Here is a 14,125-nt window from a genome sequence, read left to right on the forward strand (position 1 = left end):
GCGAGCAGTCGCCGCTGCCTCAGCCTGGCCGCAGCTCACGGTCCACCGCCGCCGTCGTGGAGGCCAGCAGGTCGAGCTTGGCCGCCAGCCACAGGGCGAACTGGTGCTCGGCCTCGCGCAGGTCCAGGTGCAGGGCCCGGGACGCGCGCTCCAGCTTGTACAGCATCGTGTTCCGGTGGACGTGCAGGGCGCGGGCGGCGGCGTTGACGTTGCCACCGCACTCGATGTAGGCCACCACCGCGCGCTCCAGGTCGGCGCCCCCTGCGCTGCTGGACCGCAGCGGGCTCAGCAGGTCGTCGGCGAACGCGCGCCCGGCCGGGCTGGCGGCGAGGTCGGACAGTGTCGCGAAGACCCGCAGTTCGTGGAATCCGCAGACGTCGTCCAGTCCGAGCTGACGGCGCAGGCCGAGCGCGATCCTCGCCTCCCGGTAGCTCTCGGCGATGTGCACCGCACCGGTCACCGGCCTGCCGTAGGCGACCTGCGCCGGGGTGGCCAGCCGCTGCGTCAGCTCCTGCTCCAGAGCGGCCGCGTAGTCGGCCACCATCCGGTTGGCCGCGTCCGGCGTCGCCCGCCGGGGCAGCTCGAACCGGTAGATGACCGCGAGCACGTCGCCCACTGCCGCGGCCAGCGTCTGCGTGCCGGGCGGTGAGGAACGGGCCGCATCCCGCGCGGCGTGCGGCACCCCGCCGCCGGGATCGCCACCCGGTGACCGGAAGCCGCCCGCGACGATCACGCCATAGTGCGAGCCGGTGGGAAACCCGTAGTGCTGCGCCCGTGCGGCCAGGTCGGTCTCGGTGGCGAAGCGGCCGTGCAGCAGGGCATGCACGAAGTCTCCCCTGGCCCGCTCCTCGGCCTCGGAGATGCTGCGCACCCGCAGCATCTCGGTGCCCACGATCGTCACGGCCTGTTCCGCGACCACCCGGTGCTGCGCGAGGTCGTGCGGATGCGGCCGGGGCGCAGGCTCGACGAGCAGGACCCAGCCGTCGTGCCGCCCTCCGAGCACGATGGCGCCCACCACGCACGTGTACGCCGCGTCTGCCATGGGCAGTTCACCGACGACCGGACCGCGTCCCTCGTCCAGTGCGGCGGTGAACAGCTCGGGCGGGCCGTCGGCGAGCAGCGCGCCGACGTCGTCGGTGGTCAGGGTGGACGGCGCCGGATGCGCGAAGGCGAGGACCTGGAGGTGGCGATCCACCACGGCGACCGCGCAGTGGGAGAGCCGGGACATCTGGTGGCACAGCGCGGAGATCCCGGCACCCCGGTACAGCAGCTCGGCCAGCGCCCTGTGCACCGTGACCCCGTAGCGCAGGACGTGCGCCTCGTGGGCGAGCGCCAGTTCGGCGACGAGCCTGCCCACGTCCCGGAAGCCGGTGTGCCCGCCGACCACGACCACCGGAACGTCCCCCGTGGGCCACGGCCCGGCCCTGTCGTCGCCGGACACCACGAGCGCGGCCGGACGCCGTGCGCACAGCCGCTCCAGCTGCGTGGGGTGCAGCTGCTCGGCTCGCCCGAACACCACGACGCCGCTGAGGTCCTCATCGCCCGGGACCGCCTGATCCCACGGCAGGCACCAGGTGACGACACGATCGGCAGGCGCGTCACCACTGACGACGGCGTCCCGGAACAGGCGCTCCTGCAGCAGGCGGGACAGGGTCAGCTCGCCGGATGTCGGTTTCTCCACGGGTCCCTCCACCTGCCCCTCATGGACAGTCTGCACACGGAATCGCCGTCGCGATACGGCAGCTTGACCATTGTTGGCGGCTCGGCGCAAGGGGCAGATTGGAGGCGGATCCGGGCAGGAACGCCCGTGAGGAGCCGAGGAGGACGACACGTGCACACGGTCCACCGCATCACCCTGGACGACGCGCTGCCGATGCTGGCCGCCGCCCGCGCCAAGGCCGAGGAGATCGGCGTCAAACAGACCATCTGCGTGTGTGACGACGGCGGAAACGTCATCGCCCTGCACCGGCTGCCCGGCGCACGGCTGACCGGGGTGGAGATCGCGATCGCCAAGGCGTTCACCGCCGCCGGGCACGAGCGCGCCACCCACCGGTTCAACGAGCCGCCCGACGGTCCCGCACTGCCCGGCAACGAGGCGTTCGGGATCAGCCACATGCTGCCCGGCAAGTTCGCGATCTTCGTCGGCGGGTTCCCGATCGAGTACGAAGGGCAGATCGTCGGCGGTGTCGGTGTCAGCGGAGGCAACGGTGACCAGGACAAGGCCGTGGGTGCCGCCGCGCTCGCCGCGTTCGCCGAGCTGGTGAGCCCCGCCCCCGCCCGCTGAGACCGGGAGGCGGTGCCGGGCGCTGTCCTCGCGCCCTTCACCGCCCGTCCCGGACGAGCGCCACGGTCAGGTCCACCTCGACGGGCGCGCCCGAGGGCAGCGCGGCCACGCCGACCGCGGTGCGGGCCACGGAGCCCCGCTCGCCGAGCCAGGCCCGCAGCGTCTCCGAGGCACCATCGGCCACGGCGGAGTGGCCGGTGAAGTCGCCGGAGCAGCACAGATACACCGTCATCCGCAGGCACCGCGCGATCCGGTCCAGCCCTCCGGCCGCCTCGGCCACCGCCAGCAGGGCGTTGGACGCCGCGAGCGCCGCCGCCCGCCGCGCCGTCCGCGCGTCGACGTCTCGGCCGACGCACCCTCGCACGCGCAGCCTGCCTCCGACCCTCGGCGTCATGCCCGCGCTGAACGCCAGCCCGCCGTGGACGACGGCGGCAACGTAGTCACCCTGGGGTGGTGTCACCCGCCGTGGCGTGGCCTGCTCAGTCACCGAGCACCACCCCGTCCTGCCGGGGATCGGCGCCGCCGGCGAGACAGCCCCGTTCGTGGTCGGCCGCCAGCACCAGTGCGGACCCGCCTGCCGCCCACGGGCCGAGCCGCCGCACGACGTGGCCGCGTGCCGCCAGTCCCGCCAGCACGTCGGCGCCGAGCCGGTCCTCGCAGCGCAGCTCGGGCTCCGCGGCGAGCGCGTCGGCGTCACTGCCGGGATACACGGTGAACCGCGGCGCGGACACCGCCTGTTGCGGGTCGGCGCCATGGTCGGCCAGATGGGAGAGCACCTGCGTGTTCCACTGCACCTGCCCGTCGCCGCCGGGCGTGTTGCCCACGTACCGGAGCCTGTCCCGGCTGTCCGTGGCGAGCCAGGCGTTGAGCGTGTGCAGGGGCCTGCGGCGAGGACGCGCCTCGTTGGGATGCCCTCGGATCAGATAGGCGCCACGACCGAACCGGTTGTTCAGCACGATGCCGGTGCCCGGCACCGTCACCCCCGAGCCGAAGGTGAACGCCAGCGACTGGATGAAGCTCACCGCGCGGCCCTCGGAATCCACGGCGACGGTCGCCGTCGTGTCCCCGTCCGGACGCAGGCCGGCGGGCATCGCGTGCCGCCCGCCCGCGATGGCGGCCCTGGCGGACGCGACCTCGTCCGCCTCCAGCAGCTGCCGCCACGCGCCGGTGTCAGCGCCACAGCGGGCGAACCGGTCCGCGAACGCGTGCCGCGCCGCCGCGGCCAGCCAGTGGACCGCGTGCTCTCCGAGCGGTGGCACGTGGTGCAGCTCGCCGTCGCAGATCGCGGCCTGCTGCAGCATCATCCAGCCGGGTGTCGGAGGGGGCGTCTGGTGGACGGTGAGCCCGCGGTAGCCGCCGCTCAGGGCAGGGCCGGTCAGTGCCGTCTCGCACGCCGCCCACTCGTCACCGGAGAACGGCGCCCCCGCCCGGGTCAGCGTGGCCACCGCCCGCTCGGCGAGGTCGCCGGTGTAGAAGTCGCCGGGGTCGGCGGCGAGGGTGCGCAGGGTCGACGCGAGTTCGGGGAAGACCAGTGGCGTCCCGGTATCCGGCACCGTTCCGCCGGGCAGGAACATCCTCGCCGTACCGGGGTCCGCGCGGAGCAGGTCGGCATGGTCGGCGATGTCCAGCCGGGTCTTGGCCGTGCACGGCACGCCACGCTCGGCCGCGGCGATCGCGGGTGCCCACAGCCGCTCCAGCGGCCGGCTCGCCGCTCGGGCGTGCATCGCCAGTAGCGCGGCGACGGCCCCCGGCACGGCGACCGACAGCGCACCCCGCAGCGGGACGGCGGCACACCCGCGTTCGCGGTAGAAGCCCGGCTCCCCTCCGTCCGGGCCGAAACCGCTGCCGCCGACCGTCCACACGGTACCGTCGGGCTCGCGGGCGACCGCGAACGCATCGCCGCCGACGCCGCACTGCCCCGGCAGGCTGAGCCAGCACTGCGCCGCCATGGCCAGCGTCGCGTCGACGGCGTTGCCCCCGTCCGCGAGCACGTGGTACCCCACGGCGCTGACCGCGGGGTGGCTCGCGGCCACCAGGTGCCGGGAGCCGCGCACGGGAGGTCGGGCCGGCTCCGCCCAGGTCCGATCCCACACGGCCGGCTACCGGACGACCTTGCGGCGGCGCGGGCCACCGCTGGCGACGTCCTCCTCGGTGATGCCGACGAAGATGTCGCCATCCTCCTCGCGCACCGGGTAGGTCCGGATCGGCTCCGTGGCGGGCGGGCACACCGCGTCGCCGGTCTCCAGATCGAAGACGCTGCCGTGACACGAGCAGCCGATGCCCTCGTCGACGAGCTTGCCCGACGAGAGCAGACAGTCCAGATGGGTGCAGTAGTTCGATGTCGCGTACGCGGTGCCGCGAAGCCGGGCGACGGCGATCTCCAGCTCCCCGGCGAAGAAGCGGCGGACGTAGCCCTCCGGCACCTGACCGGAGCGGGCCACCCTGACGAATTCCATGACGTACTCCTCGGCACTAGGGGCTGACGTAGACCGTCTTCTCGGTCGTGTAGAAGTGCGACATCTGCGCTCCGGCCTGCTCCTTGGACGTCTGCGTGCTCGACGCCTTCAGGCCGCCGAAGGGCGCGTTCATGGCCATGCCCGTCGTCGGCTGGTTGACCTTCACCAGACCCGACCGCACCCGCTCGGCGAACTCGAGTGCGCGCCGCAGGTCACCGGTGACGATGCCGGTGGACAGGCCGTACGGCGTGGCGTCGGCCACCGACACCGCCTCGTCGAAGGAGTGCACCCGCAGAAACGCCAGTACGGGCCCGAACACCTCGTCCTGCGCGAGGCGCGAGTCGGGGGCGACGCCCGAGAACACCGCCGGGCGCAGGAAGTAGCCGTGCGCGGTCGCCGCGCCGCCGGGCGGCTCGCCGCCGGTGTGCAGCAGCGCGCCCTCGTCGAGCCCCAACCGGACGTAGCGGCGCACCTTGTCGTACTGCTCGCGGGTGGCCAGTGGGCCCAGCTGCACGCCCTCGGCGAGCCCGTCGCCGGGCACCAGCCGCTCGGCGCGTGCGACGACCCGCCGCAGCAGGTCGTCGTGCACGGCGTCGTGAGCGATCACCCGGCTGGTGCCCGTGCACGCCTGCCCGGTGAGGCCGAACGCACCGCGCACCACGATGTCGGCCGCACGGTCCAGATCCGCGTCGTCCAGTACCAGGACCGCGTTCTTGCCGCCCAGTTCGAGCTGCGTGCGCCTGCTTGGTCCCACGGCGGCGTGGATGCGCTCGCCCACGGCGGTCGAGCCGGTGAACGTCACTGCCGCCACGCGCGGATCGGCCACCAGTGCGGCGCCCGTGTCGGCGCCCCCGTGCACCAGCGCGAGCACGCCCGCGGGCAGTCCCGCCTCCAGCAGGGCCTCGGTGAGCCGGCGCGCCAGCACCGGCGTCACCTCGCTGGGCTTGAACACCACGCCGTTGCCCGCGGCGAGCGCGGGGCCGAGCTTGCGCGACGGGATGTTCAGCGGGAAGTTCCACGGGGTGATCGCCGCGATCACCCCGACCGGCTGGCGGGCCGTGTACACCAGGCCCGACCGCGCGGGGTAGGTGTGGCCGGTCAGCCGCAGCGCCTCGCTGGCGTAGTAGCGAAGGTTCGCCGGTGTGCGGCGGACCTCGCCGAGGGCCTCGGCGAACGTCTTGCCCTCCTCGGCCACCAGTTCCGCGGCCAGCTTCTCCGGGTCTCGTTCCAGGACCGCCGCCGCGGCGCCCAGCACCTCGGCCCTGCGTTCCGGACCGGCCGCCGCCCACTCCGGCCAGGCCTGCGCCACCGCGTCCACGGCGGCGCGGACGTCCTCGGCGCCGGAGTCCGGTGCCGTCGCGACGAGCCTGCGCGTGTCCGCGGGGTTGTGGCGCTCGGTGCGGCGGCCGCTCGCCGCACCCACCCATTCGCCACCGATGAGGTTCGCCGTCACGCCACACCCTCCGGGACGAGTTCCAGCAGGTCGGCGTCGTCGTCGCGGAGCACGTCCGCATCGACGGGTACCGCACGGGCGATGAGCTCCCTCGCACCGGCGATGTCTCCTCCGCGGTCGGCGGCGAACGCCGCCCGCACCACCCCGCCGGACAGGTAGAACGCGCAGAAGTCGAAGTCGGCCACCGAGCCACGCACGACGATCTCGTCCCAGGTGGCCGCGTGGCCCGCATACTGCAGGTTCACGTCGTACTGGTCGGACCAGAACCAGGGCGGTTCGGCGAACGCCGTTGCCCGGCCCAGCATCGTGTTCGCCGCGGCGGCGGCGAGCCGGTTGGCACTGTCGAAGTGCTCGGTGCGCACGTGCTCGCCGAGCAGCGGATGGTAGTGCCTGGCGACGTCGCCCGCGGCGAACACCGCGGGAACGGAGGTCCGCCCGCACTCGTCGACCACGATGCCGTCGGCGACGGCGATGCCCGCCCCTTCCGCGACCTCCGTGGCCGGTTCCATCCCGATGCCGACCACGACGGCATCCGCGTCGATGCGGCGACCCCGCGACGTCACCACCGTGATTCCCTGGCTGCCCTCCGCCACGGAGCTCACCGTCTCCCGCAGCCGCAGGTCGACACCGTGCGCCCGGTGCAGTGCGGCACACACGGCACCCAGGTCCGCCCCGAGCACCGTCCGGAGTGGCGTGTCCAGCGCCTCAAGGACCACCACCTCCGCACCGCGGGCCCGCGCCGTGGCGGCGACCTCCGAGCCGATGAAGCCCGCGCCCACGACGACGATCGTCGCGCCGGGCGCGAGCACGGCACGCAGCCGGTCCGCGTCCCGGCGCGTGCGCAGCGTGTGCACGCGCTCGCCGGTGACGCCGGGCAGCATCCGCGGGCGGCCGCCGGTGGCGATGAGGACCGCGTCGGCACGAACGGAACCGTCGGCCAGCCGCACGCGGCCCGCCGCGGGGTCGAGCCCGAGCACGCGCTCGCCGAGGCGCAGCCGCACGTTCTTGTCCGCGCACCACTGCTCGCTCAGCAGGGACAGCCCGCCCGCGTCACCCGTCTCCAGGTACTCCTTCGACAGCGGCGGCCGCTGGTACGGCGGATCGGCTTCCGCGCCGATGATCTCGATGTGGCCGTCGAAGCCTCTGCGGCGCAGGGTCCGTGCGGCCACCGCGGCGCACTGACCCCCGCCGACAACGACGATGTCGGAAAGCATGATCACCTCGATTCGGCTGGTGACGTCACGGCGGGGGCACCGGTGTTCCGCGTGGGGTTGACGTAGACCCGCCCGTCCTCGACGCGCACGGCGTAGGTCGGCTGGCAGAGCGGCTGCCCGTCGGCCGCACCGGTGACCGGATCGAACCGCCACTGGTGCCCTGGGCAGATAACCCGGCCATGGAGCACGGTGCCCTTGCTCAGCGACCGTTGCTTGTGGACGCAGACATCGTGCAGGGCGTACACCGCACCGTCCACGTAGAACAGTGCGACGGCCTCTCCCCCGATCTCCGCGCGCTTCTTCTTCCGCCGCGCGAGCTCGCTCACGTCGGCGAGATACACCCACTCGTCCATCGACGCCATCCCTTCGGCAGTCCGGGTGGGGCGGGCCGCGCACCACCGCGGCCCACCCTCCCCGCTCACGCTGCGGTGACGAGGTCCGGCGCGACGTAGGTGTCGTACAGCGCCTTCGTGTACGCGAACCGCATCTCCGCTCCCCAGCGCACGAACTGCAGACAGCGCTGCTGCAGCGCGGGCGTGTCGGCGTGATCGAGCACGATCTGGAATCCCCGCTCGCCATGCACCTCGTCGGAGGTGATGTGCAGTTCGAAGAACTCGATCTCGTCCTCGCTGAATCCGTAGGTCTCGCGCAGGGGCACGATCTGCTTCTTGTAGATGCTCGGCACCTGCGACTCGAGCCCGACGACGAGCGCCGCCGTGGCGACGGCGAAGTGCTCCCGCATGGAGGTCGCGTAGCACCACGCCTGCAGCCCGCGCGTGACCGCGTTGGCGTTGTCCGGGTTCTCGACGCGCTCCTTCGTCGTGCCGCACGCCTCGGCGAAGCGGATCAACAGGTCGGTGTGCCGGATGTCGGCGAGTTCCTCCTCGTACATGTTCTGCAGCAGGAAGTCCTTCGCACCCGTGTACTCGTCGGGAGTGTTGCCGTAGATGTAGCCGAGGTAGTCCGCGAACGGGCCCACGTAGTGGTAGTGGTTCTCCGCCCACCGGGCGAAATGGTGCCGCTGAAGCTCACCATCCGCCCATGCCTTGCTGAACGACGCGTTCTTGGCCTCGCGCCCCTTGATCGCGTCCTCGAGCGCCGCTCGGAAGTCCGCCCTGGAGAGAAGTTCGGTCATCCTCATCACCTTCCGGCTGTCGGTCTGCTGCCGTCACCCGAAGCTACGGACACCAGACCCAGCGCCTCCATGGACAGAGTGCACACGGGTTGCCCGTGATTGCTGTGCATGCTGTGGGGCACTCTGCCGCGAGCGGACCGGGCTACCTGCCCTATAGTCACGGACGGCAGTCAGGACCACCCTCCACAGAAATGCAGGCCAGTGACGCGACGAATCGGCACGGTGGCAGCGTCCGGCAGCGCCTCGCGGCGCCGGAGCGCACTTCTCGTGCTGCTCGCCGTTGTCGCGCTTGCCGGGTGCGGGCAGGCCGGGCAGCAGCCGTCCGCGGACCACGCCGGTGCGGAGGCCGATCTCGGCCACGTTCACGGGCTCGGTGTCGATCCCGCCGACGGCACCCTGTACGCGGCGAGCCACAACGGGCTGTTCGCGCTGCCCGAACGGGGAGAACCAGAGCTGGTCGCGGACCGGCGACAGGACACGATGGGCTTCACGATCGTCGGGCCGCGCCACTTCCTCGGCAGCGGCCACCCCGCCCCGGAGGACGACGAGCTACCCGATCACCTCGGCCTCATCGAGACCACGGACGCAGGCCGCACCTGGCGGTCCGTCTCGCTCGCGGGCGAAGCAGACTTCCACGCGCTCGAAGCCAAACACGGCCGTGTCTACGGCTACGAAAGCGGAGCCGGCAGGCTCATGGTCACCACCGACCGGCAGAACTGGGATCGCCGGGCTCGCCTGGCGCTCGCCGATTTCACCGTCCATCCGTCGAACCCCGACGTGCTGCTCGCGACCACGGAGCACGGCCCCGTGCGCAGCACCGACGGCGGGCGCACGTTCGCCCCGATGCCCGCGGCGCCGCTGCTGCTTCAGCTCGACTGGCCCACCGAGAGCATGCTGATCGGCATCGATCCGGAAGGCACCCTCCACACCAGCCGTGACGGAGGTACCTCGTGGACCGAGGGCGGGCAGGTGACCGGAACTCCGGAGGCCCTGGCAACCCACGGGCCGTCCCGGATCTACGTCGCCACGGAGACGGGCATCCACGAGTCCCGCGACGGCGGGCGGACGCTCACCCTCCGCCAGGCGCTCACGTGACCAGCTTGTCCGGAGTGATGGGCAGGTCACGGATCCGGCTGCCGGTCGCGTGGTGGATCGCGTTCGCGATCGCGGCGGCCACGCCGGTGATGCCCACCTCCCCGACACCGAGAATGCCCAGCGGCATCGTCGGATCGGGCTCGTCCAGGCAGGCGATGTCGATCGGCGGGACGTCGGCGTGCACGGGCACGTGGTAGCCGGACAGGCTGGGGTTCATGATCCGGCCCGTGCGGCGGTCGACGAGCGCCTCCTCGAACAGGGCCATGCCGATGCCCATCACGATGCCGCCGCGGAGCTGGCTGAAGGCGGTCTTGCGGTTGATCACCCTGCCGACGTCGAACGCCGCGGTCCAGCGGGACACGCGGACCTCACCGGTGTCGGCGTCGACCCGCACCTCGCAGAAGTGGGCTCCGCACGCCGCCTTGGCCCAGGTCCGCTGGTCGCGCACCACCTTCGCGAGCATCCGCGCCTGCCCGGCGAGCGCGCCGAGCCGCGTGTCCGAGCCGACCGCGGCGTCGATGAAGGGAACCCGCGCGGCCGTCAGGATCTCCGTGGGTGTCCGTCCCTGCATCCCTGTCCTGCGGGCCAGTGTCGAGAGCCTGCGGGTGAGCTTCCCGCAGGCGGCCAGCACGCTGCCCGCGACGGTCGAGGTCTGCATCGAACCACCCGCCATCACGCTCGCCGGCAGCGCCGAGTCACCGTACTCGACGCGCACGGCCTCGAACGGCACGCCGAGCGCGTCGGCCGCGATCTGGGCCTGCACCGTCGCGTTGCCCATGCCCATCTCCTGGAACCCGCAGCGCACGGTGACAGTGCCGTCCGCGGCGAGCCGCACGGTGACGTTGGCGGTGAACTGCATCGCCGGGTGATACGCCGTCGCGACGCCCATGCCGACCAGCCACCGGCCGTCGCGCGTTGAGCGCGGCTCCGGCGACCGGTTCTCCCAGCCGAAGCGCCGAGCGCCGAGCGCGTACGCCTCGCGCAGCATCCGGTGCGAGAACCGCTTCCCGTCGATGGGGTTGCGCTCGGGTTCGTTACGCATGCGGAGCTCGACCGGGTCGATGCCGAGCTCGCCCGCGAGCTCGTCGATCGCCGACTCGAGTGCGAACGACCCGATCGCGTCGCCGGGGGCGCGCATCGACGTGTTGGGCATCCAGTCCAGTGTGGTCTGGCTCTGCGCGGTGCGGATGTTCGTGGCGTCGTAGAGGTGCTGAGCGGGGGCGGTCACCTGCTCCGGCTGGCCGCCGACCCGGCTGGTCCGGGTGACCGACGTGTGCACGAGCGCGGTCAGCCTGCCGCCGGTGTCGGCGCCAAGCGCCACGCGCTGCGCCGACGGCGTGCGGGCGCCGACGGCCCGGTGGACGTCCTCGCGGGTCAGCAGCAGGCGCACCGGCCGGCCGGTCGCGCGGGCGGCGAGCACCGCGATGATCGTGCCGGGCCAGGCGAATCCCTTGCCTCCGAAGCCACCGCCGACGAACGGCGCGAGCACCCGCACCTTGGCCTCGGGCACACCGAACCGCAGCGCCAGGTGCTTGCGCAGCCAGGTGATGCTCTGGGTCGAGTCGTGGACGGTCAGCTCGTCGCCCTGCCACACCGCGGTGGTCGCGTGTGGCTCGAGCGCGTTGTGGTGGTGCTGCGGGGTCGTGTACCGGGCGTCCACTGTGACCGGAGCGACCGCGAGCGCGGCGTCCGCGTCGCCCTTCTTCGCGCTGCCCGGCATGACCGGGTTCCCCTTCTGCGCCACGGCGTTCGGCTCCTCGGCGGCGAAGTCCACCACGGCGGGAAGCCGTTCGTAGCTGACGTGTACCAGGGCCGCCGCCTCGCGGGCGGCGTGGGAGGTCTCGGCGACCACCACGGCGACGGGCTGGCCGTCCCAGTGGACCTCGTCGGTGTTGAGGTAGTTGACCTGGGTACCGGAGACGAGGGTGCTCAGGTTGGCCGGGGTCGGGCGTTTCGGCGGGTTGAGCTTCGGCGCGTTGCCATGGGTGAGCACGGTGATCACGCCGGGCACCGCGGCGGCCGCGGCGGTGTCGATCGCGGTGATCCTGCCCCGGCTGACCGTCGCGGGCACCAGCGCCGCGTGTGTCAGGCCCGGGTAGGCGTGCTCGGCCGAGAACCGGGCGCCTCCGGTGGTCTTGGCGGGCCCGTCGATCCGGTCGATCGGCTGGCCGACGAGGTGTTCACCGTCGACGGTGCGGGTCACGGCCTGCTCCCCTCGTGCGTGAGCTCCCGCAGTGTCGCCACGATCGTGCGGCGCGTGAGCTCGATCTTGAAGGCGTTGTCGCCCACGGCCTGTGCGCGGTCGAGTTCCGCGGCCGCGGCGCGGTCGAAGGTCTCCTCGGTCGCGCGAGCGCCCGTGAGCACGTGTTCGGCCTCGTTCGCCCGCCACGGCTTCGGGGCGATGCCGCCCAGCGCGAGCCGGGCCTCGGTGATCGTGTCGCCGTCCAGCCGCAGCGCGGCGGCCACGGAGACGAGCGCGAACGCGTACGATGCGCGGTCCCGGACCTTGCGGTAGCGGGAGTTCGCGGCCGCGGGCACCGGCGGCAGCTCGACGGCGGTGATCAGTTCGTCGCGTTCGAGCACGGTCTCCCGCTGGGGCGTGTCGGCGGGCAGCCGGTGCAGGTCGGTGAGCGGGATCCGGCGGGTGCCCCGTGTGCTCTCGACCTCCACGACGGCGCCGAGCGCCACGAGCGCCACGCACAGGTCCGAGGGATGCGTGGCCACGCACCGTTCACTCACGCCGAGGATTCCGGCGTCCCGGGTGAAGCCACCGAGCGCGGCGCATCCGCTGCCCGGCTCGCGCTTGTTGCACGGCGAGGCCGTGTCGTAGAAGTAGAGGCACCGCGTGCGCTGCAGCAGGTTGCCGCCGACCGTCGCCATGTTGCGCAGCTGGGCGGACGCGCCGTTGAGTACCGCCTGGGACACCACGGGGTAGCGCGTGCGCACCAGCGGATGCGCCGCGAGTGCGCTGTTGCGGACGGTGGCGCCGATCCGGAGACCACCGTCCGGCAGCTCCTCGACGCCGTTCAGGGGGAGGCGGGAGACATCGACGAGGACGTCCGGATGCTCGATGTTCTCGCGCATCAGGTCGACCAGGTTGGTGCCGCCGCCGAGAAACTTTGCGTTCGGTGTCTCCGAGACGGCGCGGACGGCTGTCGCGACATCGGGTGCGGAGACGTAGGAGAACGCTCTCATCGGGCCACCTCGCCGATCGCCTCGACGATGCCGTGGTACGCGCCGCAGCGGCACAGGTTGCCGCTCATGCGTTCCCGGATCTCCTCGTCGGTGAGCTCCTCGCCCTCGGCGGACGGTTCCCCGGTGACGGCGCTGGGCATGCCGTCCTTGTGCTCGGCGAGCATCCCGATCGCCGAGCAGATCTGGCCGGACGTGCAGTATCCGCACTGGAAGCCGTCGTGCCGCACGAAGGCCTCCTGGATGGGGTGGTCGATCCCCTCGATCGTGGTGATCTCCCGGTCGGCGTACTGCACCGCCAGCGCCAGGCACGCGTTGATCCGCTCGCCGTCGGCGAGCACGGTGCAGGCGCCGCAGGCGCCCTGGTCGCAGCCCTTCTTCGTGCCGGTGAGGCCAAGGTGCTCGCGCAGGGCGTCGAGCAGGCTGACCTGTGGCGGGATATCGAGCAGGTGGTCGGCGCCGTTGACGCGCACGCGCAGCTCGGCCATCGCGGTCCCTTCGGTTCGAGTCGTTCCCACGTTAACAGAACGGCGTTCTACTAACAACAGGACGTCGTTCTGTTAAGTCAGCCCTATACTTCCTGAGAAATGGCTCAGTCGACGTTCGTCCGGGCCCGGCGGCCCGAACACAAGCAGCAGCGCCGCGAGGCGATCCTCGCGGCGGCGCGCGAGCTTGCCGCCGAGTCGGGCGTGCGCAACGTCAGCCTCGGCGACATCGCCAGGGCCGTCGGGATCGCGAAGTCGAACGTGGTCCGCTACTTCGGCACTCGTGAGGAGATCTATCTCGAACTCGTGCTGGACTGCGGCAGGGAGTGGGCCGACGACGTCCGGCGCAGGCTGCCGGACGACGGCGTCGTCGACGCGCTGGCCAGAGCGTTCGACGAGCACCCGCTCCTGTGCGACCTGCTCAGCCACTCGGCGACGTCATTCGAGCACAACGTCTCGGTCGAGGCCGCGGCCACCTTCAAACGCACGTTGCTGGTTCAGCTGCGTGAGCTGAGCGCGGCCATCGCGGAGGCGAGCGCCGAGCTCACCGAGTCGGAGGCCCAGGAGGTCGTCACCGCGGCCGCCGGGCTGGCAACCGCGCTCTACCCTGCCGCCAACCCGCCGCCGACCCTGGTGGAGGTCTACGCGCGCAATCCCGACCTTGCCGGAGCGCACGTGGCGTTCCTGCCCGCGATGACGCGCGCGATCAGCGCGCTCGTCGCAGGTCTTCCCTCGCTGCGCTGAGCGGCCAGACCACGCCGCCCGGCTCGGCGCGCCATGCCGGCGGCGTGGTCTGGCCGCTTGCTGCCAG

The 14,125-nt window shown here is 72.4% G+C and carries 14 protein-coding genes; 3 read left to right on the forward strand and 11 right to left on the reverse strand.

Annotation, left to right across the window (positions count from 1 at the left end; translation table 11 throughout):
- Window positions 1-19 precede the first annotated feature (19 nt).
- A complete protein-coding gene (locus tag BAY60_RS24815) occupies window positions 20-1,681 on the reverse strand; it encodes a PucR family transcriptional regulator (RefSeq protein ID WP_146771072.1) in 1,662 nt (553 codons plus the stop codon).
- A gap of 150 nt (window positions 1,682-1,831) precedes the next feature.
- Here BAY60_RS24815 and BAY60_RS24820 point away from each other — a divergent pair, with 150 nt between their 5' ends.
- On the forward strand, window positions 1,832-2,284 hold the full coding sequence (locus BAY60_RS24820) for a GlcG/HbpS family heme-binding protein (RefSeq protein WP_112283415.1): 453 nt from the start codon (window positions 1,832-1,834) through the stop codon (window positions 2,282-2,284).
- Between the two features lie 37 nt (window positions 2,285-2,321).
- Here the strand turns inward: BAY60_RS24820 and BAY60_RS24825 are convergent, their stop codons facing one another.
- The 7 genes from BAY60_RS24825 to BAY60_RS24855 form a co-directional block, all read right to left on the reverse strand.
- A complete protein-coding gene (locus BAY60_RS24825) occupies window positions 2,322-2,771 on the reverse strand; it encodes a RidA family protein (protein WP_112283416.1) in 450 nt (149 codons plus the stop codon).
- A complete protein-coding gene (locus BAY60_RS24830) occupies window positions 2,764-4,377 on the reverse strand; it encodes a gamma-glutamyltransferase family protein (protein ID WP_245992788.1) in 1,614 nt (537 codons plus the stop codon). Before BAY60_RS24830 ends, BAY60_RS24825 begins: the two co-directional genes overlap by 8 nt.
- 6 nt (window positions 4,378-4,383) lie before the next feature.
- Entirely contained in the window at window positions 4,384-4,740 is a 357-nt protein-coding gene (locus tag BAY60_RS24835; protein WP_112283417.1) for a Rieske (2Fe-2S) protein, read from the reverse strand.
- Between the two features lie 16 nt (window positions 4,741-4,756).
- Window positions 4,757-6,193 carry an aldehyde dehydrogenase family protein gene (locus BAY60_RS24840; RefSeq protein WP_112283418.1) on the reverse strand — a complete coding sequence of 479 codons (1,437 nt, stop codon included), beginning with the start codon at window positions 6,191-6,193 and terminating at the stop codon, window positions 4,757-4,759.
- A complete protein-coding gene (locus BAY60_RS24845; protein ID WP_112283419.1) occupies window positions 6,190-7,407 on the reverse strand; it encodes an NAD(P)/FAD-dependent oxidoreductase in 1,218 nt (405 codons plus the stop codon). Before BAY60_RS24845 ends, BAY60_RS24840 begins: the two co-directional genes overlap by 4 nt.
- A gap of 2 nt (window positions 7,408-7,409) precedes the next feature.
- Window positions 7,410-7,760 (reverse strand): Rieske (2Fe-2S) protein, encoded by a 351-nt coding sequence (locus tag BAY60_RS24850; RefSeq protein WP_112283420.1) that lies wholly within the window; start codon window positions 7,758-7,760, stop codon window positions 7,410-7,412.
- Between the two features lie 65 nt (window positions 7,761-7,825).
- The gene (locus tag BAY60_RS24855) at window positions 7,826-8,542 is read right to left on the reverse strand and encodes an iron-containing redox enzyme family protein (RefSeq protein WP_112283421.1); all 717 of its coding nucleotides are present in this window, start codon (window positions 8,540-8,542) and stop codon (window positions 7,826-7,828) included.
- Window positions 8,543-8,743: 201 nt separating this feature from the next.
- On the opposite strand from BAY60_RS24855, the gene BAY60_RS24860 reads away from it, so the two are divergent.
- Window positions 8,744-9,637 carry a F510_1955 family glycosylhydrolase gene (locus tag BAY60_RS24860; RefSeq protein WP_211330439.1) on the forward strand — a complete coding sequence of 298 codons (894 nt, stop codon included), beginning with the start codon at window positions 8,744-8,746 and terminating at the stop codon, window positions 9,635-9,637.
- Here BAY60_RS24860 and BAY60_RS24865 read toward each other — a convergent pair.
- From BAY60_RS24865 to BAY60_RS24875, 3 genes are read right to left on the reverse strand one after another with little or no spacing between them, the layout of a single operon-like run.
- Complete coding sequence (locus BAY60_RS24865; RefSeq protein ID WP_112283422.1) at window positions 9,630-11,840, reverse strand: xanthine dehydrogenase family protein molybdopterin-binding subunit; 2,211 nt, start codon at window positions 11,838-11,840, stop codon at window positions 9,630-9,632. The two genes, BAY60_RS24860 and BAY60_RS24865, sit on opposite strands and share 8 nt — an antisense overlap.
- A complete protein-coding gene (locus BAY60_RS24870; protein WP_112283423.1) occupies window positions 11,837-12,832 on the reverse strand; it encodes an FAD binding domain-containing protein in 996 nt (331 codons plus the stop codon). The genes BAY60_RS24865 and BAY60_RS24870 overlap by 4 nt, the downstream gene beginning before the upstream one ends.
- Window positions 12,829-13,317 (reverse strand): 2Fe-2S iron-sulfur cluster-binding protein, encoded by a 489-nt coding sequence (locus BAY60_RS24875; protein WP_112283424.1) that lies wholly within the window; start codon window positions 13,315-13,317, stop codon window positions 12,829-12,831. The genes BAY60_RS24870 and BAY60_RS24875 overlap by 4 nt, the downstream gene beginning before the upstream one ends.
- A gap of 99 nt (window positions 13,318-13,416) precedes the next feature.
- On the opposite strand from BAY60_RS24875, the gene BAY60_RS24880 reads away from it, so the two are divergent.
- A complete protein-coding gene (locus BAY60_RS24880; protein WP_112283425.1) occupies window positions 13,417-14,058 on the forward strand; it encodes a TetR/AcrR family transcriptional regulator in 642 nt (213 codons plus the stop codon).
- Window positions 14,059-14,125: the final 67 nt, after the last annotated feature.

Source organism: Prauserella muralis (assembly GCF_003202285.1).
Classification (GTDB): Bacteria; Actinomycetota; Actinomycetes; order Mycobacteriales; family Pseudonocardiaceae; genus Prauserella_B; species Prauserella_B muralis.